General features: G+C 39.3%; 21 protein-coding genes. 15 read left to right on the top strand and 6 right to left on the bottom strand.

Annotation, left to right across the window (positions count from 1 at the left end; all coding sequences use genetic code 11):
• Window positions 1-14: 14 nt before the first annotated feature.
• Window positions 15-1133 carry a tRNA 2-thiouridine(34) synthase MnmA gene (gene mnmA / locus ACNOGP_RS03260; RefSeq protein ID WP_418214051.1) on the top strand — a complete coding sequence of 373 codons (1119 nt, stop codon included), beginning with the start codon at window positions 15-17 and terminating at the stop codon, window positions 1131-1133.
• 52 nt (window positions 1134-1185) lie between these two features.
• Here the strand turns inward: mnmA and ACNOGP_RS03255 are convergent, their stop codons facing one another.
• Complete coding sequence (locus tag ACNOGP_RS03255) at window positions 1186-2694, bottom strand: GH3 auxin-responsive promoter family protein (protein ID WP_418214050.1); 1509 nt, start codon at window positions 2692-2694, stop codon at window positions 1186-1188.
• A gap of 137 nt (window positions 2695-2831) precedes the next feature.
• Here ACNOGP_RS03255 and ACNOGP_RS03250 point away from each other — a divergent pair, with 137 nt between their 5' ends.
• Complete coding sequence (locus ACNOGP_RS03250) at window positions 2832-3842, top strand: ATP-dependent 6-phosphofructokinase (RefSeq protein ID WP_270539536.1); 1011 nt, start codon at window positions 2832-2834, stop codon at window positions 3840-3842.
• On the opposite strand, the gene rnc is transcribed toward ACNOGP_RS03250, so the two are convergent.
• Genes rnc through ACNOGP_RS03235 form a run of 3 tightly spaced genes read right to left on the bottom strand, consistent with a single transcriptional unit; the run spans window position 3784 to window position 6115 of the window.
• Window positions 3784-4635, bottom strand: a complete 852-nt coding sequence (rnc, locus tag ACNOGP_RS03245; RefSeq protein ID WP_007763067.1) for a ribonuclease III — start codon at window positions 4633-4635, stop codon at window positions 3784-3786. The genes ACNOGP_RS03250 and rnc overlap by 59 nt on opposite strands.
• Window positions 4601-5863, bottom strand: a complete 1263-nt coding sequence (gene fabF, locus ACNOGP_RS03240) for a beta-ketoacyl-ACP synthase II (RefSeq protein WP_186966337.1) — start codon at window positions 5861-5863, stop codon at window positions 4601-4603. The genes rnc and fabF overlap by 35 nt, the downstream gene beginning before the upstream one ends.
• A 15-nt stretch (window positions 5864-5878) precedes the next feature.
• Window positions 5879-6115: an acyl carrier protein gene (locus ACNOGP_RS03235; RefSeq protein WP_002558672.1), complete on the bottom strand. Its 237-nt coding sequence runs from the start codon at window positions 6113-6115 to the stop codon at window positions 5879-5881.
• A gap of 98 nt (window positions 6116-6213) precedes the next feature.
• Between ACNOGP_RS03235 and purN the strand changes: the two genes are divergently transcribed.
• Window positions 6214-6837: a phosphoribosylglycinamide formyltransferase gene (gene purN, locus ACNOGP_RS03230; RefSeq protein WP_418214049.1), complete on the top strand. Its 624-nt coding sequence runs from the start codon at window positions 6214-6216 to the stop codon at window positions 6835-6837.
• A gap of 20 nt (window positions 6838-6857) precedes the next feature.
• On the opposite strand, the gene pdxB is transcribed toward purN, so the two are convergent.
• Window positions 6858-7904 (bottom strand): 4-phosphoerythronate dehydrogenase PdxB, encoded by a 1047-nt coding sequence (pdxB, locus tag ACNOGP_RS03225; protein ID WP_418214048.1) that lies wholly within the window; start codon window positions 7902-7904, stop codon window positions 6858-6860.
• A gap of 117 nt (window positions 7905-8021) precedes the next feature.
• Between pdxB and ACNOGP_RS03220 the strand changes: the two genes are divergently transcribed.
• Together ACNOGP_RS03220 and ACNOGP_RS03215 are read left to right on the top strand one after the other, a co-directional pair.
• Entirely contained in the window at window positions 8022-8627 is a 606-nt protein-coding gene (locus ACNOGP_RS03220; RefSeq protein ID WP_195474674.1) for a DUF4254 domain-containing protein, read from the top strand.
• Between the two features lie 3 nt (window positions 8628-8630).
• Entirely contained in the window at window positions 8631-9659 is a 1029-nt protein-coding gene (locus tag ACNOGP_RS03215) for a glycosyltransferase family 9 protein (protein ID WP_418214047.1), read from the top strand.
• Window positions 9660-9676: 17 nt separating this feature from the next.
• Here the strand turns inward: ACNOGP_RS03215 and ACNOGP_RS03210 are convergent, their stop codons facing one another.
• Window positions 9677-10525: a glycosyltransferase family 2 protein gene (locus tag ACNOGP_RS03210; RefSeq protein ID WP_186966341.1), complete on the bottom strand. Its 849-nt coding sequence runs from the start codon at window positions 10523-10525 to the stop codon at window positions 9677-9679.
• Between the two features lie 109 nt (window positions 10526-10634).
• On the opposite strand from ACNOGP_RS03210, the gene rffA reads away from it, so the two are divergent.
• The 10 genes from rffA (at window position 10635) to ACNOGP_RS03160 (ending at window position 21240) form a co-directional block, all read left to right on the top strand.
• On the top strand, window positions 10635-11768 hold the full coding sequence (gene rffA, locus ACNOGP_RS03205) for a dTDP-4-amino-4,6-dideoxygalactose transaminase (RefSeq protein ID WP_195474681.1): 1134 nt from the start codon (window positions 10635-10637) through the stop codon (window positions 11766-11768).
• On the top strand, window positions 11765-12874 hold the full coding sequence (locus ACNOGP_RS03200) for a TDP-N-acetylfucosamine:lipid II N-acetylfucosaminyltransferase (RefSeq protein ID WP_418214046.1): 1110 nt from the start codon (window positions 11765-11767) through the stop codon (window positions 12872-12874). The genes rffA and ACNOGP_RS03200 overlap by 4 nt, the downstream gene beginning before the upstream one ends.
• Before the next feature lie 180 nt (window positions 12875-13054).
• Window positions 13055-13843: a lipopolysaccharide kinase InaA family protein gene (locus ACNOGP_RS03195; RefSeq protein ID WP_195533225.1), complete on the top strand. Its 789-nt coding sequence runs from the start codon at window positions 13055-13057 to the stop codon at window positions 13841-13843.
• On the top strand, window positions 13836-14864 hold the full coding sequence (locus ACNOGP_RS03190) for a glycosyltransferase family 10 domain-containing protein (protein ID WP_418214045.1): 1029 nt from the start codon (window positions 13836-13838) through the stop codon (window positions 14862-14864). Before ACNOGP_RS03195 ends, ACNOGP_RS03190 begins: the two co-directional genes overlap by 8 nt.
• Before the next feature lie 11 nt (window positions 14865-14875).
• Window positions 14876-15892 carry a galactofuranosyltransferase gene (locus ACNOGP_RS03185; RefSeq protein WP_186966346.1) on the top strand — a complete coding sequence of 339 codons (1017 nt, stop codon included), beginning with the start codon at window positions 14876-14878 and terminating at the stop codon, window positions 15890-15892.
• Window positions 15882-16997: a UDP-galactopyranose mutase gene (glf, locus tag ACNOGP_RS03180; protein WP_186966347.1), complete on the top strand. Its 1116-nt coding sequence runs from the start codon at window positions 15882-15884 to the stop codon at window positions 16995-16997. Before ACNOGP_RS03185 ends, glf begins: the two co-directional genes overlap by 11 nt.
• 125 nt (window positions 16998-17122) lie before the next feature.
• On the top strand, window positions 17123-18466 hold the full coding sequence (gene rfbH, locus ACNOGP_RS03175; RefSeq protein ID WP_186966348.1) for a lipopolysaccharide biosynthesis protein RfbH: 1344 nt from the start codon (window positions 17123-17125) through the stop codon (window positions 18464-18466).
• A gap of 24 nt (window positions 18467-18490) precedes the next feature.
• The gene (gene rfbF, locus ACNOGP_RS03170) at window positions 18491-19270 is read left to right on the top strand and encodes a glucose-1-phosphate cytidylyltransferase (protein WP_186966349.1); all 780 of its coding nucleotides are present in this window, start codon (window positions 18491-18493) and stop codon (window positions 19268-19270) included.
• 9 nt (window positions 19271-19279) lie between these two features.
• Complete coding sequence (gene rfbG, locus ACNOGP_RS03165) at window positions 19280-20353, top strand: CDP-glucose 4,6-dehydratase (protein ID WP_186966611.1); 1074 nt, start codon at window positions 19280-19282, stop codon at window positions 20351-20353.
• Complete coding sequence (locus ACNOGP_RS03160) at window positions 20353-21240, top strand: NAD-dependent epimerase/dehydratase family protein (protein ID WP_222619140.1); 888 nt, start codon at window positions 20353-20355, stop codon at window positions 21238-21240. The genes rfbG and ACNOGP_RS03160 overlap by 1 nt, the downstream gene beginning before the upstream one ends.
• Window positions 21241-21244 lie beyond the last annotated feature (4 nt).

The raw sequence follows: 21244 nt of genomic DNA, 5'->3' as shown, positions 1-21244 counted from the left end.
CTTAATTTTGCAGTATGATAGAAGAAAATAGACGAGTATTGTTGGGTATGAGCGGTGGCACGGATAGTTCTGTTGCTGCCATGCGACTACTGGAGGCCGGTTATGAAGTAACCGGAATTACTTTCCGTTTCTATGAGTTGAACGACTCGACAGAATATCTGGAGGATGCACGTAGTTTGGCGAAGCGTTTGGGTATTCGTCATATCACGTATGATGCCCGTGATGTTTTTCGTAAGCAAATCATAGAATACTTTGTACAGGAATATATGGAAGGTCGTACTCCGGTCCCTTGTACACTCTGTAATAACTATCTGAAGTGGCCTTTGCTTGCTAAAGTTGCCGATGAAATGGGCGTTTTTTATATAGCGACCGGACATTATGTTCAGAAAGCAAAGTTGGAAGATACCTATTATATAACCTATGCCGTTGATCCGGACAAGGACCAGTCTTTTTTTCTATGGGGGCTGAAGCAAGATATACTTCGGCGGATACTGTTGCCGATGGGGAATATTACAAAAGTTGAGGCTCGTGTTTGGGCTTCCGAACGTGGTTTCCAAAAAGTAGCGACAAAAAAAGATAGTATAGGAGTCTGTTTCTGTCCGATGGACTATCGGAACTTCCTAAAAGAATGGTTGGTCCGAAATGGTCAGTTGCGGTCCGAAAATGTCAGCCATTGGTCTGAAAATGTCAGCTGTTGGTCCGAAATGGTCCGACGGGGAAGATTCGTCGATGAAAAGGGGGATTTTATGGGTTGGCATGAAGGGTATCCTTTCTACACCATCGGTCAGAGACGTGGTTTGGGCATTCATCTGAATCGTCCTGTTTTTGTAAAAGAGATATATCCCGAAAAGAACGAAGTTGTGTTGTCTTCTCTTTCTGCTTTGGAAAAAACAGAAATGCAGCTGAAAGATTGGAATCTTGTAAATCCCCAAAAGATTCTGGGCTACAATGATGTCATCGTGAAAATACGATATCGTAAGCAAGAAAACCATTGCACGGTCACTGTTACACCGGATAATTTACTTCATGTACAACTTCATGAGCCCTTAACTGCAATTGCGGCAGGACAAGCTGCTGCGTTTTATAGAGATGGTTTACTGTTGGGAGGAGGGATAATAGTGAATGCCCGCTAATTTCGTAGGAAAGATGATGTGTATGACACCCGGGTCTCATGCGAGTGATTTATTATTGATTTAGCAATAGCATTGTTTCTATGTATTCCCGGGTATTACTTAATCTGGGAATTTTATGCTGTCCCCCCAATTTCCCTTTTTGGGCTAACCAGTCATGGAACAATCCTTGACGGGCAACGATCACCTCCAACGGTTGCAATGCAATATCTTTCCAGCGTTTTGCTTCATAATCGGAATTAACCTCCTTCAGAGTCGCATCTAATATCGCTGCGAATTTCTCAACCGAATCAGGCATTTTGGCAAACTCAATCAGCCACTGGTGACGGCATTTGGCGTTTTCGTCCATAAATACCGGTGCGGCAGAATATTCGCTGACCTGTGCTCCGGTTTCCGCACAAGCCTTAGCCAGTCCTTTCTCGGCATTATCGACAATAAGCTCTTCACCGAATGCATTAATGAAATGCTTCGTTCTTCCTGTGATAACAAATTTATAAGGATTTTTGCTGGTGAATTTCACCGTGTCGCCAATCATATATCTCCATAAACCGCAAGAAGTAGAAATCACCATAGCATAATTTTTGCCTAATTCTACTTCCTCAAGGCAATACGCCTGCGGATTTTCTTTTCCCACTTCCTCCAATGGAACAAACTCATAAAAGATTCCGTAATCAATCATCAGCAGCATGGCAGGATCAGAAAGATCGTTTTGAGTGCCGAAGTATCCTTCGGAAGCGTTATACGTCTCTACATAATGCATATTCGGTGAATGTATCACCTGCTTGTATTGTTCACGGTAAGGTGTGAAAGCTACTCCGCCATGGAAAAATACTTCCAAATTCGGCCATACCTCTTCTAAAGTCTGTTTCCCGGTTTTTTCAAGAATTCGTTTGATAAGCACCAGCATCCAAGACGGAACACCGGAAAGGTTAGTTACATTTGCCGGAATCGTACTGTTGGCAATTGCTTCTATCTTTGTTTCCCATTCGCTCATCAATGCAATCTTTTTGCTTGGAACGCGAATGAAATTAACAAGCGGATTTACATTTTGAATCAAGATGGCCGACAAATCTCCGACCAGACTGTGGTTGGAATTCAGATTCGGGCTGTGGCTGCCTCCCAGTATCAGTCCTTTCCCGGAGAAAAAATGACTGTCTGGATTGATACGGAAATAAAGGGCTACCGCATCTTTTCCTCCCCTGTAATGAATATCCTCCAATGCTTCCTTGCTGACAGGAAGAAATTTACTTTTGTCATTCGTCGTTCCGGATGATTTGGCAAACCAGCGTATTTCTGATGGCCAAAGCAGATTCTGTTCTCCCGCCCGTAAACGTTCCACGTATGGTTTTATTTCTTCGTATGTCTGAATGGGAACACGTTTTCTGAAATCTTCATAGCCGCGGATGGAGGAGTAGTCGTACTTTTTCCCCCATTCAGTCTGGGAAGCCTGTTGCACTAAACGATTTAATACACGGTGTTGTATCTCGCTGGCTTCACTGGCATATAAATCTATTTGTTTTAAACGGGAGTCGAAAGTCTTGCTGATAATTTTTGTAATATTCATTTCTGCTTTAACATGATAATGTTTATTCGTGCAAAAGTAACCTTATTTATCTTTTTTTTCTATCTTTACGACGGAAATAATCGTTAAAATCTTCGAGTTTCACTAAATCTCCGAGTTTTTGACTAATAAATAAGACAATGAGAATTGGAATCTTAACCTCCGGTGGGGACTGTCCCGGTATTAATGCCACCATTCGTGGCGTGTGTAAGACTGCCATCAATTATTATGGGATGGAAGTGATAGGTATTCATAGTGGTTTTCAAGGGTTGTTGACTAAAGATGTGGAATCTTTTACGGATAAATCTCTCTCCGGGTTACTGAACCTTGGAGGAACCATGCTGGGTACTTCCCGCGAAAAGCCATTCAAAAAAGGAGGTGTTGTATCCGACGTGGACAAGCCTGCCCTGATTCTTCAGAATATTCGTGAAATGGGGCTGGATTGCGTTGTCTGTATTGGAGGAAACGGAACGCAAAAGACCGCTGCCAAATTTGCGGCGATGGGGGTGAATATTGTTTCTGTCCCTAAGACGATTGACAATGACATTTGGGGAACGGATATTTCTTTCGGGTTCGATTCGGCCGTAAGCATTGCTACCGATGCTATTGACCGCCTGCATTCTACTGCCAGTTCCCACAAAAGAGTGATGGTTATTGAAGTAATGGGGCATAAGGCAGGTTGGATTGCTTTATATTCCGGCATGGCAGGTGGAGGAGATGTGATTCTTGTTCCCGAAATTCCTTATAGTATTAAGAATATCGGCAATACGATTTTGGAGAGACTGAAAAAAGGAAAACCTTATTCTATCGTGGTGGTGGCCGAAGGGATTCAGACAGACGGCCGTAAGCGTGCCGCAGAATATATCGCTCAAGAGATTGAGTATGAGACAGGTATCGAAACCCGTGAAACGGTACTGGGGTATATTCAGCGTGGTGGTTCACCTACTCCTTTTGACCGTAATCTCTCTACGCGGATGGGTGGTCATGCAACAGAATTGATTGCCAATGGAGAATTCGGACGTATGGTAGCTTTGAAAGGAGATGGTATATCGTCTATTCCTCTCGCTGAAGTAGCCGGGAAATTAAAATTAGTTACAGAAGATCATGATTTGGTGATTCAAGGTCGTCGCATGGGAATTTGCTTTGGATAGCTTCATCGACTGTTGCCATGAATACAGGATCTTTTACCTTTTTGATTGCCATTTGGGCGGCGTTTTGTTGAGACTCTTTTTTGGAATATCCGGTTCCGGTTCCGGCAGGAAATCCTTCGATCCGTACCTCAGTCTGAAATACAGGATTACTGTCCCGGTCGAGGAATTGTTCGATTAGTTCAAAAGAGACTTCCATCTTGTTCTTTTGGCTCCACTCAATCAATTTGGATTTGAAGTTTACTTCTTTACGGGATAAAATGTCCAGATCAATGTAACGGTTGATGATTCGTTCCTCCATAAACTGCTTGCAGCGTTCATATCCTTGATCCAGATAGATAGCCCCGATAAATGCTTCGAAAGCATTTCCGTACATATAACTGTTGTGAGAAGACGAACGGGTGGAATACTTTATGAGTTTATCCAGTCCGATTTCTACGGCTAACTTGTTCAAGGTTTCCCGTTGTACGATCTTGGAACGCGTGTTTGTAAGAAATCCTTCCCGCTTTCCTTCAAAATGCTTGTAGACGATGTCGCCTACGATAGCGTCAAGGATGGCATCCCCCAGAAACTCCAGTCGCTCATTATTCAACGGACGCCCTTTTTCCGAACGGAGGGAGGTTGATTTATGCAGGAGAGCCTGCTCATAAAGCTGAATATTGCGTGGATAGAACCCGAGTATCCGGTAAAAACAAAGATAAGACTCTCTATCCTTGCGGAATAGGAGCCTTATCTTATCTATTTTGTTACGTAACACGATATTACTCAGCGTATTTCTTGAAGATAACGCACGCATTATGACCGCCAAATCCGAATGTATTGGACAAGGCAACATTAACTTCGCGTTTTTGTGCTTTATTGAACGTGAAATTAAGGTTATAGTCAATATTCTCGTCGTTGTCACCTTCTTCGTGGTTGATAGTCGGAGGAACAATGCCGTTCTTGATGGCAAGAATACTTGCAATAGATTCTACCGCACCGGCAGCACCCAACAAGTGACCTGTCATTGATTTCGTTGAACTGATGTTCAATTCAAAGGCATGATCGCCGAATACTTCCTTGATTGCTTTTGCTTCTGAAATATCACCTACCGGAGTAGATGTACCATGTACATTAATGTAGTCTACTTCTTTCGGATCCATTCCTGCATCTTCCAATGCATTCTTCATCACCAGTTTAGCTCCAAGACCCTCCGGATGAGAAGCAGTCAAGTGATGTGCATCTGCAGACATACCTACACCGGCAACTTCTGCATAAATTTTTGCACCGCGAGCTTTAGCGTGTTCCAGTTCTTCCAGAATCAGGCAACCGCCACCTTCGCCCATGATGAAGCCGTCACGGCTTGCGCTAAACGGACGTGAAGCTTTAGAAGCTTCGTCGTTGCGGGTTGACAATGCATGCATAGCGTTAAAACCGCCTACGCCTGCCGGGAAGATAGCTGCTTCCGAACCACCGGATACAATTACATTTGCTTTGCCCAGACGAATCAGATTGAAAGCATCTGCAATGGCATTGGTAGAAGTAGCGCATGCTGAACAAGTCGCATAGTTAGGACCGTGGAAACCATACATGATGGAAATCTGTCCGGCAGCAATATCCGAGATCATCTTGGGGATGAAGAACGGATTGAATTTCGGACCCATTTCCTGACGGGTATAGTAGTTGCCCACTTCCTCTTCAAATGTATGTATACCACCAATACCGGCACCAAAGATAACGCCGATTTTGTTTAAGTCTTCTTTTTCTACGTCAAGACCAGAATCTTCTACCGCTTCTTTGGCTACAACGATGGCATATTGAGTATACAAATCCATCTTTCTTGCTTCCTTGCGGTCGATGTATTTTGTTGCATCGAAGTTTTTCACCTCACATGCGAATTGGGTCTTGAATAGCGACGCATCAAAATGAGTAATAGGTCCTGCTCCACTAACCCCGTTCACGATGTTTTCCCAAAATTCAGGAACGCTGTTGCCAACGGGAGTAATGGCGCCAAGACCTGTTACTACCACTCTTTTTAATTCCATATTGATGAAATCGGATTACTTAGCGTGTTCTTCGATATAAGATACAGCATCACCTACAGTACCAATTTTTTCTGCTTGGTCATCAGGAATAGAGATACCGAATTCTTTTTCGAATTCCATGATAAGTTCTACAGTGTCAAGAGAATCTGCTCCCAGGTCGTTAGTGAAGCTTGCTTCGGTTGTAACTTCTGATTCTTCTACGCCTAATTTATCAACGATAATCGCTTTTACTCTTGATGCAATTTCAGACATAACTTTAAGTTTTTAATTAATAATTAGTTTTATTTCTTTAAATTTGCGGTGCAAAGGAATGAATATTTATCGTTTTGCGCAAATATTTGACTAAATAAATGCAAAGTTTTGCACATTTTTCACTGTTTTGTGCATTGAATTTGAGAGTTATGAAGAAAAACATCGCAATTTTTGCCTCCGGTTCCGGCTCTAATACAGAGAACATTATCCGGTATTTCCGAAAAAACGAAGCCATTCAGGTTTCGTTGGTACTTTCAAACAGAAGTGATGCATACGTTTTGGAACGTGCACACCGTCTGGGAGTACCTTGTAACGTGTTTCCAAAGGAAGATTGGATGGCTGGAGATGAGATTCTGGCTGTTTTGCAGGAATATCACATTGATTTTGTGGTGTTGGCGGGTTTCTTGGTCCGGGTTCCGGATTTACTTTTGCATGCTTATCCCAATAAAATTATAAATATACATCCGGCTCTTTTGCCCAAGTTTGGAGGAAAGGGGATGTATGGCGACCGTGTTCATGAAGCGGTGGTGGCTGCGGGCGAGAAAGAAAGCGGCATTACTATACATTATATAAATGAACATTATGATGAAGGAAACACTGTTTTTCAAACCGCTTGCCCGGTGCTTCCGACCGACTCTCCTGAGGATGTAGCCAAGAAAGTACATGCTTTGGAGTATGAACATTTCCCCCGTGTTATAGAGAGATTATTGTGTGGAGGATAAGACGTAGGAGATGGTACGCCTTATTCTTTATATTTAATTATATAAGCTTGCTCTTCTCTTCTTAATGGATAGTCTCCACGTAAGGTTTCGAATAGCTCTGGTTGATTTTTTAACCGGTCGCTGTCTTCAGCCGGATTATATATTTGGAGAAGTGCATTTTCGTAGTTTTCTGCATGGATGACAGGGGAATTCGGTATCGGCGCATGAATCTCATAATCCCCCTCTATCCGGAAGAATCTGCAGATAGCATCTAAAGACATACGTGTTGCGTTTGCTTTCCCGTCAGCAGAATATCCGGCAATGTGTGGAGTGCCTATGATGACCTTCTTAAGCAGTTCGAGATTGATTTCCGGTTCGTGTTCCCATACATCAATGATGGCATCCGAAATCGATTTATTGTCCAATGCTTCCAAAAGAGCTCCCGTTTCAATGACTTCTCCCCGAGAGGTGTTGATGATGACGGGCTTGCGTTTTAGTGAGCGGAAGAAATTTGTATCTGCCAGATGAAAGGTTCTGTATTTCCCTTCTTTATATAAAGGTACATGAAAGGTGATGATGTCGCACTCTTCAGCTATTTCATTTAAAGAGGTAAAAAAACGATTCCCTTCTTTCTCTTCCCGAGGCAGGTCGTTCAATAGGACCCGCATCCCAAAGTCTTTTGCTACTTTTGCTACCTTACTTCCTACATTTCCAACACCTATGATACCGATAGTCAGTCCCTCCAGCTTTTTGTTTCTCATAGATTTCCATACCAGAAGCGAAGCTTGTACGTATTGCGCGACGGAAGCTGAGTTGCATCCCGGTGCATTAGTCCATTCTATGCCTGCTTGTTTGCAATATTCCGTGTCGATATGGTCGAAGCCAATCGTAGCTGTCGCTATGAACTTTACCCGGCTTCCTTCTAATAATTCACGGTTGCAATGTGTACGGGTACGGACAATAAGCGCATCCGCATCCCGTACCAGTTCCGGTGTAAAATCCTTTCCGGGAGCGTAAACTACTTCATCTGCTATACTTTGGACGGCTTCTTTTATATAAGGTATCTTGTTGTCTATAATGATTTTCATATACAATTTATCTTTGGTATCCACAAAGGTACTAAATAAAAAAGTAAGAAAGGGTTGCTTGTCTGAGAAATATTACATAGATTTGCCCTATTATATATCTAATAGCTAGTTAAGATTATGACATTTAGTAACCTTTGCAACGAGATTTTTTGGAAATCGACTAATGATTACCATGTAACGGATAGTGTAGACGCTCAGATGAACAATCCTTACGAGTTGAAGTCGATTGAGTATTATTTATATTTGAAAAACTGGATAGATGCCGTTCAGTGGCATTTCGAAGATATCATCCGTGATCCCCAGATTGATCCGGCGGCTGCTTTGACTTTGAAGAGAAGAATCGATAAGTCCAATCAGGATCGTACGGACCTGGTAGAGTTGATTGATAGTTACTTCCTTGACAAATACAAAGAGGTAATCCCCCTTGACAATGCGACAATCAATACGGAAAGCCCGGCATGGGCTATAGACCGCTTGTCTATCCTTGCTTTGAAAATCTACCACATGCAGCAAGAGGTGGAACGTACGGATACTAGCGAAGAACATCGTACACAATGCCAGACCAAACTGAATGTTTTGTTAGAGCAACGCAAGGATCTTTCGTTGGCTATTGATCAGTTATTGGCTGACATCGAAGCCGGAAAGAAATATATGAAAGTATATAAACAGATGAAGATGTATAACGACCCGGCATTGAATCCGGTGCTTTATGCAAAGAAATAACGAATGGCGCGTATTCTCATTATCCGTTTTTCAGCTCTTGGTGATGTCGCAATGACAGTGCCCGTAATACATTCGCTGGCAGTGCAATATCCCCAGCATGAGATAACTGTACTGAGCCGTTCCTTGTGGCAACCGCTTTTTCAGGAATTGCCGGAGAATGTAAGTTTTGTAGGAGCAGATCTGACAGGCAAGCATAAAGGCTTTTGGGGATTGAACAGCCTTTACTCGGAGTTGAAAGCAATGCGGTTTGACTATGTGGCGGACTTTCATCATGTGCTCCGTTCCAGATATTTATGTTTGCGGTTTCGGCTTGCTAATGTACCGGTGGCTTCTATCTGTAAAGGGCGGGCAGGTAAACAGAAACTGGTTCGCCGCCACCATAAGGTGATGGAGAACCAGAAAAGTTCCTTCCGCCGTTATGCGGATGTGTTGGAAAAGCTGGGACTTCCGGTTCTGCTAAACTTTTCTTCTATTTATGGTGAAGGAAAAGGGAATTTTGCAGAGATAGAGCCTGTAACCGGTCCAAAAGGGAGACAGAAATGGATTGGCATTGCTCCTTTTGCCAAACATACCGGCAAGATTTATCCGTTGGAACTGCAGGAGCAGGTCGTTGCCCATTTTGCGGCAGATCCTACGGTGAAGGTCTTTCTGTTCGGAGGAGGCAAGAAAGAGCAGGAAGTGTTTGATGCCTGGATAGCCAGATATCCCTCCATTGTATCTATGATCGGTAAGTTGAATATGCGTACCGAGTTAAATCTGATGAGTCATTTGGATGTAATGCTTTCAATGGACTCTGCCAATATGCATCTGGCGTCGTTGGTCAATATACCTGTCATCTCTATTTGGGGGGCTACCCATCCATACGCCGGGTTTATGGGGTGGAAACAATTACCCATTAATACGGTACAGCTGGATTTGCCTTGCCGACCTTGTTCGGTTTACGGGCAAAAGCCTTGTTGGAGGGGAGATTATGCTTGTCTGAGAAATATTACTCCTGAACAGGTGATAGGGAAAATAGAAAGAATTAAGTAACTTTATCATCACATATTTCATGTGATGACTTGATTTGGTATGTTTGAGTGTAATTGTTTTATACCAGAAGGGGTCTCTATGATATTCTTTTTGCGTGTATTTTTTCTAATCCCAATATTTTTGGCAATTGACTCTTTAGTCTTATATGGACGTTTATGGTCCAGATGTATAACGATGGCGGAATAACGAATCTGTTTGGACTTTATACCCAAGTTGAAAAGCCGCTCACCGAATTCACGGTCTTGACCACCATATTGCATCTCCTCGTTAAATCCATTGATTGTAAGCATATCTTTACGCCATCCGGATGCGTTGCATCCATTCCAAGTGGCTTTGGTAGGGGTGATAAAATTCATAAATTGGTTGAATTTTGAATTTTTAATAAGTTTAGTACATTTGAAATTACATTTCAAATGTTGCTGTTTCAACCATTTTAAGGAAAAAGCATTCCCGGTTGCTATATCCTCTTGTGACAGTTGCAGACTGATATTCATAGGCAGTTTGAAATAACCGCCGGAGAGGAAAAATCCTTCTTCTGCATATTTTATGTGTGTAGCAATGAAATCTTTACGGGGAATACAGTCTTGGTCAGTGAATATGATATATTCTGATTGAGAAGCGATTAATGCTTTGTTTAGTATTCGTGATTTTTGGAATCCGTTATCTTCGTGCCATATATGTTTAATTGGAAGTTTATCTTTGAAACTGTTGATTAAAAGACGAGTGTCTTCTTTTGAACCATCATCAGCAATAATAATTTCGTCTGCAGGGCGTGTTTGATAAAGATATCCCCAAAGAGTTTTTTCAAGCCAACTAGGATTGTTGTATGTTGAAATGATAATGCCTACGTTAATTTTAGATTCCATATCTTGATGTAATTATGAGACAAAGATAGAATATTTCTGTAAAATATGAACTTTGTTTATAATATATTCGCTAATTTTGCCGTCTGATATCGCAAATAAATACATAATAATGAAAACTATACCATTTAATAAAATCTGGCTGACAGGAAAGGAATGTCAATATATAGCTCAGACCTTGCACGCAGGAAAGACTTGTGGTAATGGGGAGTTTACTCGTAGGTGTGAAGTTTTTTTTGAAGAAAAATTAGGAGCTGAAAGATGTTTGTTGACGACCTCTTGTACGGATGCTTTGGAAATGTGTGCAATGTTGGCAGACATAGGGCCGGGTGATGAAGTTATAGTTCCCTCTTATACATTTGTGTCTACGGCTTTAGCATTTGTTCGTCAAGGAGCAAAAGTTATATTCGTGGATAGTCGGACGGATAGTCCATGTTTGGACGAACAGCAATTGGAATCTCTGATAACTTCGCGTACTCGTGCTATTGTTCCTGTTCATTATGCTGGTGTTGCTTGTGATATGGATGTTGTTTTGAAAATAGCAGAACGTCATCATTTATTGGTGATTGAAGATGCTGCTCAGGCAGTAGACAGTTTTTATAAAGGACGTCCTTTAGGAACAATAGGGCATTTGTCTGCATTTTCTTTTCATGAGACTAAGAATATTCAATGCGGAGAAGGAGGAATGCTGGTTATCAATGATTCGCGTTTTGTGAAACGGGCAGATATTCTTTTGGAAAAGGGAACCAACCGTACGGAGTTCTTCCGGGGGGAAGTTAATAAATATGGTTGGGTGGATATAGGTTCTTCTTTTTTGCCAGCAGAGTATGTTGCTGCTTTTTTGTGGGCACAATTGGAAGAGTTGGATGATATTCAGACTAAACGTAAATCTATTTGGAATGCTTATTACAAACTTTTGCAAGGCATTCCTGAATTAGTTTTGCCAATTCTGCCGGATTATGCTACTAATAATGCGCATGCTTTTTATGTAATTTGTGCTACTCCTTCGGAACGCACTGCACTTATAGCCTATTTAAAAGACAATGGTATTCATTCTGTTTTTCATTATTTAAGTTTGCATAAGAGTGTATACGCGGAAAAGCGTCACTGGAATACTGCATGTCTTCCTCAAGCCGACCGTTATTCGGATTGTTTGCTTCGTTTACCTTTGTTTTATGAGCTTACAGTAGAAGAAGTGGATTATATTTGCCGTGTCATTAAAACTTTTTATGAATCAAGAAGATGAAGCTCCATTTGGTCAATGACGAAAAAATAATAAATCGTACGATTGATATATTTGAGGAAGTGTTTCCTGGTGAAAATCTATTTGTGGTGACTAATCGTACAGGAGCCTTTAAATGGGTGAATAAAAAATACAACGTACTTTCCAGAAGTGAATTTCAGAAGAGTAAGTCAGATTATACTTTCTCGGAGCTTTATATCCATTTATTAAATCGTCGTAAAATGGATATTATTAATACACTCTCCTTGCATAATGTTGCTGTGTACTGGATTATTTGGGGATTAGACTTGTATAATAAATTGTTGGTTCCTAAAGGATTTCAGATTTTTGCCCCAACTAATTCTTCCTGTCGGCAGGAACGAAAACCTTGGAATTTATTAGGTTTGCTGAAAAGAATACAGCAACGGCATGAGGCCGAAGATACGATTAGCTTTGTCAAGGATAAAGTGGACTATATTGTGACTGATACCACAGATAATGATTATTTGTATTTGTTAAAGTATTATCCGGAGTTAAAGGATAAAATATGGAAAGATTTTTTTTATTATCCATTGGATGTTATTTTAGGACCTGAGTTGATCAAAAGTACAGTGAATGGTACTAACTTGATGATTGGTAATTCAGCGTCCGCCACTAATAATCATGAATATGTGATAGATATCCTTTCCAAACTAGATATTGGCAATCGCCGTGTTATTGTTCCTTTAAGTTATTCCGGCAAAAAAAAGTATGTTGAATCTGTTGTTCGGTTGGGTAAGGAATTGTTGGGGAAAAATTTTGATCCATTGTTAGACTTTGTGCCTTTATCTGAATATAATAAGATGCAAGTCAGTGTTAGTGTCGCTTTATTTGGAAATTGGCGTCAAGAGGCTATTGGTAATATTATAGTCGCTCTGTATTTAGGTGCAAAAGTCTTTTTATCTCCAGTCAATCCGGTATATGAGTGGGCTAGAAGTCATGGACTTGTGGTTTATGAATTGGAAAGAATTTCACAACAAGATATAGATACTCCTTTAGAGGATATTGTGAAACTTAGAAATCGGGAGATATTGTCTTCGCTTTATACTAAAGAGAGAATGATTCGGTTAATCAAAGACTTAGTAAAATAGTAGTCAATTTATTTATACTATTGATATTTCAGGAGAATGAATATCTGGCAACTTTCACTTTTGCTTTATTAATAATTGGAATTCTAGAGAAAAAAACATAGCTTTGTATCTTTAATAGATAAAATGGCTTTATCTAAGATAGTGAGTTTATGAATTTAACAGAAATGCGAAATCATATTAATGATACATACAAAGATTACTCCTGAATATAAAGACTGTCAATTTGTAAACGAGTTTGTGAGAAGATTGCCAATTTTTTTTGGAAATGAAGGCACATTGCTTTATGGCAAACGCAATACTATTAAAAGCTTCCTTGTGGATGGTTTGCAACTCCCCTTCCAGAGACTTGTTGTGAAAAAATTTAGAAAACCTAATCTTCTTCAACGTTTTGCATATAGTTTCTTTTGTGATAGTAAAGCAATGCGTGCATTTAACAATGCGGCTGAGTTGCGAACGAGAATGATTAATACTCCTCAAGAGATAGCATATATAGAGGAATATCAAAATAGGCTGCTGAAAACATCTTATGTGATAACAGCCTTTACTGATGGGCAGCCGATTAGAGATTTCTTTATGATTCCTGAAGGATTTAATAAGAAAGTGGCGGAGGAGTTTGCTCGTTTTGTGGTGGAACTTCATGAAAAAGGAATCCTACATCATGATTTGAATTCCACTAATGTTCTGTATCATCAGACAGAACAAGGTAATTACTTTTCTGTCATTGATATAAATAGAATGAAAATAAAATCGTCAGGAAGCCTGCTGACATCAAAAGAATGCTTTGAGAATCTAACTCGATTTACAGGCTCAATGGATTTATTTGAATATGTCTTGCGCTATTATATCGGATATCGTAAATGGGATCGATGTATGATAAACGAAGCTATAAGAATAAAAATAGAGCATGATAGGCGATGGGCATGCAGAAAGGCTTTCTTCAATAAATTAAAAAAGATTAGTCATGTATAAGATATTGTTATTAACACGTGGAGATGGTCGGCTTGATTTGCGTCAGACTCCGGGAGGAAAAGGACTTTTCAGTGGTGGTAAGTATCAGGTTTTTGTAAATGAACCCATTGACGATCCTGATTTTCTTGTAATCCGTGGTAAAGCATTGAAAGAAAAAATGTCATTTCGTGTAGCACGCGCTAATACACTTCTTCTGACAAGCGAACCTTATAGTGTGCTTAGTTATCCATTATCATATTGCAAACAGTTTGGAATAGTCTGTTCTTGTCAGGAAGAGCTTAAATTGCCGAATGTTATTTATACTCCTGCTATGTTGCCTTGGTTTGTCGGTATCGAGTTTGGACCTAAGGATGAGAGTCATATCCGTTTGAATTATGAAGATATAAAAGGGTACTTACCGCAAAAAACGAAGCTTCTTTCGGTTATAACTAGTAATAAGGCGTTTACACAGGGGCACTTAGATAGACTTAAATTTGTGGAAAAGCTTCAAAGGCATTATGGTGATCAAATAGATGTTTTTGGGCGTGGTTTCAATGATTTTGCGGATAAATGGGATGTTCTGTCACCTTATATGTATCATATTGCGATAGAGAATTCATCATCTAAATACTATTGGACAGAGAAACTTTCCGATTGTTATTTGGCTAATACATATCCATTTTATTATGGTTGTAGAAATGTCAATGAATATTTTCCGGAGAAAGCATTGACTGTTTTGGATATTTACAATCCGGAACAAGCCATAGAACTTATAGATAAAGTCATAGAAAACGATACTTTTAATAAGAGGCAAACAGAGCTGTTGCATTGTAAGAAACTAGTAATGGAGGATTATAATATGTTTAATTACATCGTAAATTTATGTTCCAAACTTGATGCACAGGCTCCCAAAGAAAAAGTAGACTTGAAACCTGCCAGTTGCTTTTTTGATTTTCATAATTTTTATTTGTACACAATTGGACGTAATGTTCTTAAGTTAAAAAGAAAATTTCAGCTTCACTCAGATAGTAACTATCAATAGGAGAAACCATTATGAATTATTTTATTGAAATCCGGACAGTCAATAAAGCAAAAAGCGATATTGATGAAATTGTGAAAGGAATGGGCTTTCGTAATTTGACTCCCATGCGTAAGAAGAATAATATGTTCTCTCGTTTTGTGACCAAGATATGTGGAGTATTGCGTATATTGACTCGCTTGAAACAAGGAGATATTCTTTTTTTGCAGTATCCTATGAAAAAGTTCTATAGCATGGCGTGTTATTTTGCCCATCTAAAAGGAGCGAGGGTTATAACTGTGATTCATGATTTAGGGACTTTCCGGCGTCATAAATTGACACCGGAACAAGAGAACAGACGGCTATCTCGAACTGATTTTATAATAGTTCATAATGAAAAGATGAAAGAGCATCTTTTGCGTTATGGGTGTCATTCTCAACTTTATAATCTAGGTGTATTTGACTATTTATCACATGCGGTTCCTAGGCAATACTCAACATCTCATCAGCCATGGTCGGTGGTATATGCAGGAGGTCTGGGTAAATGGAGGAATGAGTTCTTGTATAAATTGGAACCTTATATTCATAATTGGAGGTTGGACATTTACGGTAAAGGATTCGAAAAAAACTATGCAGATGGATGGAAACATATTGTATACCATGGTTTTCTTGCTTCTGAAGAATTTGTAGATCAGATTGAAGCGGATTTTGGACTTGTGTGGGACGGACATTCTATACAAGAATGTTCGGGTGATTGGGGGGAATATCTGAAAATAAATAATCCTCATAAGACGTCCTTTTATTTGCGGAGCGGACTTCCTGTTATCGTGTGGAGTCAAGCCGCTATGGCCTCTTTTGTTCACGAACATGAGGTTGGTATATGTGTAGATTCGTTGGCTGATGTTGACAATGTATTGGCTGGATTGACGGGCGAACAATATCAGATAATGAAGGAGAATGCTATTAAGATAGGCCGGTTACTTGGCGAAGGATATTTTATAAAACAAGCTTTAAATGAAGCCATTAATTCGTTCGTGACAGATGGAAAATAGAAAACAATATGATTATCTAATTGTTGGTGCAGGTCTGTTTGGAAGTGTGTTCGCGTATGAGGCAAGCCAGGCTGGAAAACATTGTTTAGTGATTGATAAACGCCAGAATACAGGGGGGAATATTTTTTGCGAAAATGTGGATGGTATTCATGTGCATAAATATGGTGCTCATATTTTCCACACCGATAAGAAGGAAATTTGGCAATATGTAAATCGGTTGATAGAATTCAATCGTTATACGAACTCTCCTTTAGCTTATTTTGAAGGCAAATTATATAATCTTCCTTTTAATATGAATACTTTTTACCAGTTATGGGGAGTGTGTAATCCTGAAGAAGCTAAAGCGAAGATTGAGGAGCAACGTAGTGAATATGCCTATATTGAAAATCCTTGTAATCTTGAAGAACAAGCTTTGAAATTGTGTGGAAAAGACATATATTATCGTTTAATAAAAGGATATACTGAAAAACAATGGGGAAGACCGGCAACAGAACTTCCGGCTTTCATTATTAAACGTATTCCATTTCGTTTTACATTTGATAATAATTATTTTAATGATCCTTATCAAGGGATTCCTATTGGCGGATATAATAAATTGATAGATTCGCTATTGAAAAAGGTGGAAGTACGTACAGGAGTGGACTATGTTGAGCATAGGAGTGAACTATACGATATTGCGGATCGTATAGTATATACAGGATGTATTGATGAGTATTTTGATTACTGTTTTGGGCATTTGGAATATCGTAGTCTACATTTTGAACATAAACGTATAAATAATATAGAGAATTATCAGGGAAATGCGGTGGTAAATTATTGTGAACGTGAGATCCCGTATACTCGTCTTATTGAACATAAGCACTTTGAATATGGCACTCAGCCGTTTACGGTTATAACGTATGAGTATCCTACCTCTTTTGAGTTGGGAAAGGAACCGTATTATCCTATTAATGATAGTAAGAATAATAGCTTATTCCGAAAATATCAAATGTTGGCAATGCGGCAAGATAAGGTGTTGTTCGGTGGTCGTTTGGCACAATATATGTATGCGGATATGGATGACACCATTGTTGCGGCTCTAGAATTATGGAGAAATGGCAAATAGGAATGTCTTTTATGCTTTTTTTTAAGAAAGGCATGAAAGCCACGCAATATTTCGTATCTTTGCGCATTTATTATAAGATAGAGATTCTATTTATGAATTAAAACGAGGAATAAGGAAAATCAATTATGGAACAAAAAGAAAATAGGTTGAAAGAACAGATACTTTCACTCGTGAAAGAATACTATGCCGAAACTTTTGGAAAATCGAAAGAATTCATCCCGGGTAAGACTTTTGTAAATTACGGTGGGCGCTATTTCGGAGAAGAAGAATTGGTGAGTCTGGTTGATTCTTCTTTGGATTTCTGGTTAACGGCAGGTCCATGGGCGCATCGTTTTGAAAAAAGATTTGCGGATTGGCTAGGTGTTAAATTTTGTTCGTTAACTAATTCCGGTTCCTCTGCCAATTTATTAGCTTTTATGGCATTGACCTCTTCTGAATTGGGTGAACGACGTATAAAAAGAGGAGATGAGGTTATCACGGTCGCCTGCGGTTTCCCGACTACGGTTACCCCCTGTATTCAATATGGTGCTGTCCCTGTATTTGTGGATATTACTGTGCCAGAATATAATATTGATGTTACTCAGCTAGAGCAGGCTTATTCTAAGAAGACGAAAGCTGTGATGATTGCCCATTCTTTGGGAAATGCTTTTAATTTGAAAGCGGTCAGGGAGTTTTGTGATACTCATAATCTTTGGTTGGTAGAAGATAATTGTGACGCATTGGGTACAGAGTATACTTTGGATGGAGAAACTCGTAAAACCGGAACATTCGGACATATTGGAACTTCTAGTTTTTATCCTCCTCATCACATGACTATGGGAGAAGGAGGCGCTGTTTATACAAATGATCCGTTACTGCACCGACTGATAAATTCTTTCCGTGATTGGGGGAGGGACTGTTGGTGTATGGGTGGAGTCGATAATACCTGCAAATCCCGTTTTAGTAAGCAATACGGAGAGTTACCTCTCGGCTATGATCATAAGTATGTTTATTCTCATTTTGGTTACAACTTGAAAGTGACTGATATGCAGGCTGCTATTGGATGTGCCCAATTGGAGAAGTTAGATCAGATCGTTTCTGCCCGTAGAGATAACTTTAATTTTTTGAAAGAACGACTGAAAGGAATAAAGGGATTAATCTTGCCTGAGGCTGAAAAGAATTCTAATCCAAGTTGGTTTGGTTTTCTTATTTCTGTGGCAGAAGACGCAGGGTTTACTCGTAATGAGTTATCTGAATATTTGGAAAAAAATAGGATTCAGACCCGTAATCTTTTTGCAGGTAACTTGTTGAAGCATCCTGCTTTTGATGAAATGAAAAAATCGGGTGAGGGTTATCGTGTAATCGGTGAATTGGTAAATACCGATTTTGTAATGAATAATACTTTCTGGATTGGAGTTTATCCGGGAATGAAACCTGAAATGCTACAATTCATGGTGGATACGATTAAAGACTTTGTAGACTCACATTAATTTTATACAAAATAAATTTAGATCATGAAAGCTGTTATTTTAGCTGGTGGTTTTGGCTCACGATTGAGCGAGGCTACCAATTTGATCCCTAAACCAATGGTTGAGATTGGTGGAAAACCTATTTTGTGGCATATAATGAAAATTTATAGCCATTATGGAATTAATGATTTTATTATCTGCTGTGGATATAAACAGTATGTTATCAAAGAGTATTTTGCCAATTATTTCCGCCACAATTGTGATATGACTGTTGATTTGTCCAACAATCGTGTAGAGATTTTGGATAATCATTCAGAGAATTGGCGTGTGACAATGGTAGATACAGGTCTCAATACGATGACAGGTGGTAGAATAAAGAGGGTTGAACAGTATTTGGAGAACGATCGTTTCTTATTGACATACGGTGACGGTGTGACAGATTTGAATATTTCTGATACAATAGCAGAGCATGAGCAGGCTGGTTGTTTGCTTTCTGTTACCGCTTATAAGCCAGGAGGGAAGTTTGGAGCTTTAGAGATTGATTTGGATACGAATAAGGTAAAATCTTTTATGGAGAAACCAGATGGAGATCGCAATTGGATTAATGCTGGCTATTTTGTCTGTGAACCGGAAGTATTGAACTATATAAAGGATGGAGATTCGACGGTTTTTGAGGGAAGACCATTGGAAGAAATTGCGAAAGATGGGCAAATGCACGCTTATAAACATCGTGGTTTCTGGAAACCGATGGATACATTGAGAGATAACTCGGAGTTAAATGAAATGTGGGAGAGGAATAGAGCTCCTTGGAAAGTCTGGAAATAAAATCAAATGATGATGGTAGACATTTTTCACAACTTTTATCGTGGGAAGAGAGTGCTGGTAACGGGTCATACAGGCTTCAAAGGCTCTTGGCTCTCTATCTGGTTACATGAACTTGGGGCTGAAGTTATAGGACTATCTCTAGACCCTGCTACCGAAAGAGACAATTTTGTTCTTTCTGGTATTGGTTCTAAAATCATAGACTTGCGGGGAGATATTCGTAATGGTGAATTAGTCAAAAGAGTATTTAAGGATTATCAACCTGAGATTGTATTTCATTTAGCAGCCCAACCACTTGTTAGAGAGTCTTATGATATTCCTGTCGAAACTTATGAAACCAATGTCATGGGCACGATTCATGTGATGGAGGCTATACGTGTGACTGAGGGCGTTAAGGTTGCCGTTATGATTACCACTGATAAGTGTTATGAAAATGCTGAACAGTTATGGGGCTATCGTGAAAATGAGCCGATGGGAGGGTATGATCCTTATTCATCCTCCAAAGGTTGTGCAGAAATAGCGATATCTTCCTGGAGGCGTTCTTTTTTTAATCCGGTTGATTATGGCTCTCATGGAAAATCGATAGCTAGCGTACGTGCAGGTAATGTAATCGGTGGCGGTGATTGGGCAAAAGATCGAATAATTCCGGATTGTATTAAGGCATTAGAGTCTGATGGAACTATTGAAATCAGAAGTCCCAGATCCATACGTCCATGGCAGCATGTGTTAGAACCTCTGAGTGGATATATGTTATTAGCACAAAAAATGTGGGATACTCCTGTTGATTATTGTGAAGGATGGAATTTTGGTCCTAAATTGGAATCGGTAGCTAATGTTTGGGATATTGCGACATTTGTGTTGAAATATTATGGCAAAGGAGTACTTGTTGATGCTTCGGATCCTAATAGCTTACATGAGGCAAAATTGCTGATGCTTGATATTTCAAAAGCTTATTTTAGATTGGGATGGCAGCCTAGACTAAATATCGAACAAACAGTGCAGTTGACTGTTGATTGGTATAAGCGATATAAAAATGAATCTGTTTATGATTTATGTATTGAACAGATTAATAAATATATATCTTAATGAAAACGATTTTATTGACTGGTGGAAGTGGCTTTGTAGGAAAAAATATTCTGGAGAGCTTCCTTTCCGAAAAATATATAATTGACGCTCCTTCTAGCAGAGAATTGAATGTGGCCGATGATAAGAGTGTTGCACAATATTTTGCTTCTCATCACCCGGATGTTGTGATTCATGCGGCGGTAAAGCCGGGACATAGAAATGCACCGGATTTTAATAATTTATTTTTCACTAATACCCGAATGTTTTTCAATCTGGAGCGTTATTCGGATCAATATGAAAAAATGTTAGTGATAGGTTCGGGAGCAATCTATGATAATAGAAATTATCGTCCGAAAGTGAAAGAAGAGGATTGGAAAAATAATATTCCGGTTGATGAACATGGTTTTTGTAAATATGTTTGTGAGAAAGTAATAGAGAATAGCCGGAATATTTATGATTTACGCGTTTTTGGTATTTTTGGTAAATATGAGGATTATGCAATAAGGTTTATTTCAAATGCAATTTGTAAATCATTGTTCGATTTGCCAATAACAATTAAACAGGATCGTAATTTTGATTATTTATATGTGAATGATCTGATGCCTGTTTTGGATTGGTTTATATCTGAGAATCCTTTATATAGATCTTATAATGTAACTCCGGACAAATCAGTATCATTATATGATTTAGCATTGATGGTTCGAGAGATTTCTGGGGCACCGGACTTGCCAATTCTCTTGGCGCAGAAAGGATTGGGATTAGAGTACAGTGGTGATAATAGACGGTTACGAAGTGAATATACGAAATTGGCGTTTACTCCAATAGAAGAATCTATTAAACAATTGTATAACTGGTATTTTTTTCATAAGAATGAGTTGAATAAAAAATTTTTATTGATAGATAAATAGAAAA

The sequence above is a fragment of the Bacteroides difficilis genome (genome assembly GCF_048319815.1).
Taxonomy (GTDB): domain Bacteria; phylum Bacteroidota; class Bacteroidia; order Bacteroidales; family Bacteroidaceae; genus Bacteroides; species Bacteroides zhangwenhongii.
Note: the sequence above shows the minus strand (reverse complement) of the source record. Positions and strands in the feature narration are given on the sequence as shown.

What these genes read in the sequence shown, in the direction of transcription:
- glf (WP_186966347.1), top strand. Translation starts at nt 15,882, where the DNA reads ATGGAAAATAGAAAACAATATGATTATCTAATTGTTGGTGCAGGTCTG.
- rffA (WP_195474681.1), top strand. Translation starts at nt 10,635, where the DNA reads ATGAAAACTATACCATTTAATAAAATCTGGCTGACAGGAAAGGAATGT.
- ACNOGP_RS03195 (WP_195533225.1), top strand. Translation starts at nt 13,055, where the DNA reads ATGATACATACAAAGATTACTCCTGAATATAAAGACTGTCAATTTGTA.
- rfbH (WP_186966348.1), top strand. Translation starts at nt 17,123, where the DNA reads ATGGAACAAAAAGAAAATAGGTTGAAAGAACAGATACTTTCACTCGTG.
- ACNOGP_RS03235 (WP_002558672.1), bottom strand. Translation starts at nt 6,115, where the DNA reads ATGTCTGAAATTGCATCAAGAGTAAAAGCGATTATCGTTGATAAATTA.
- purN (WP_418214049.1), top strand. Translation starts at nt 6,214, where the DNA reads ATGCAAAGTTTTGCACATTTTTCACTGTTTTGTGCATTGAATTTGAGA.
- ACNOGP_RS03160 (WP_222619140.1), top strand. Translation starts at nt 20,353, where the DNA reads ATGAAAACGATTTTATTGACTGGTGGAAGTGGCTTTGTAGGAAAAAAT.
- ACNOGP_RS03255 (WP_418214050.1), bottom strand. Translation starts at nt 2,694, where the DNA reads ATGAATATTACAAAAATTATCAGCAAGACTTTCGACTCCCGTTTAAAA.
- ACNOGP_RS03190 (WP_418214045.1), top strand. Translation starts at nt 13,836, where the DNA reads ATGTATAAGATATTGTTATTAACACGTGGAGATGGTCGGCTTGATTTG.
- ACNOGP_RS03215 (WP_418214047.1), top strand. Translation starts at nt 8,631, where the DNA reads ATGGCGCGTATTCTCATTATCCGTTTTTCAGCTCTTGGTGATGTCGCA.
- rnc (WP_007763067.1), bottom strand. Translation starts at nt 4,635, where the DNA reads ATGCGTGCGTTATCTTCAAGAAATACGCTGAGTAATATCGTGTTACGT.
- ACNOGP_RS03220 (WP_195474674.1), top strand. Translation starts at nt 8,022, where the DNA reads ATGACATTTAGTAACCTTTGCAACGAGATTTTTTGGAAATCGACTAAT.
- mnmA (WP_418214051.1), top strand. Translation starts at nt 15, where the DNA reads ATGATAGAAGAAAATAGACGAGTATTGTTGGGTATGAGCGGTGGCACG.
- ACNOGP_RS03200 (WP_418214046.1), top strand. Translation starts at nt 11,765, where the DNA reads ATGAAGCTCCATTTGGTCAATGACGAAAAAATAATAAATCGTACGATT.
- ACNOGP_RS03185 (WP_186966346.1), top strand. Translation starts at nt 14,876, where the DNA reads ATGAATTATTTTATTGAAATCCGGACAGTCAATAAAGCAAAAAGCGAT.
- ACNOGP_RS03250 (WP_270539536.1), top strand. Translation starts at nt 2,832, where the DNA reads ATGAGAATTGGAATCTTAACCTCCGGTGGGGACTGTCCCGGTATTAAT.
- rfbG (WP_186966611.1), top strand. Translation starts at nt 19,280, where the DNA reads ATGATGGTAGACATTTTTCACAACTTTTATCGTGGGAAGAGAGTGCTG.
- rfbF (WP_186966349.1), top strand. Translation starts at nt 18,491, where the DNA reads ATGAAAGCTGTTATTTTAGCTGGTGGTTTTGGCTCACGATTGAGCGAG.
- ACNOGP_RS03210 (WP_186966341.1), bottom strand. Translation starts at nt 10,525, where the DNA reads ATGGAATCTAAAATTAACGTAGGCATTATCATTTCAACATACAACAAT.
- pdxB (WP_418214048.1), bottom strand. Translation starts at nt 7,904, where the DNA reads ATGAAAATCATTATAGACAACAAGATACCTTATATAAAAGAAGCCGTC.
- fabF (WP_186966337.1), bottom strand. Translation starts at nt 5,863, where the DNA reads ATGGAATTAAAAAGAGTGGTAGTAACAGGTCTTGGCGCCATTACTCCC.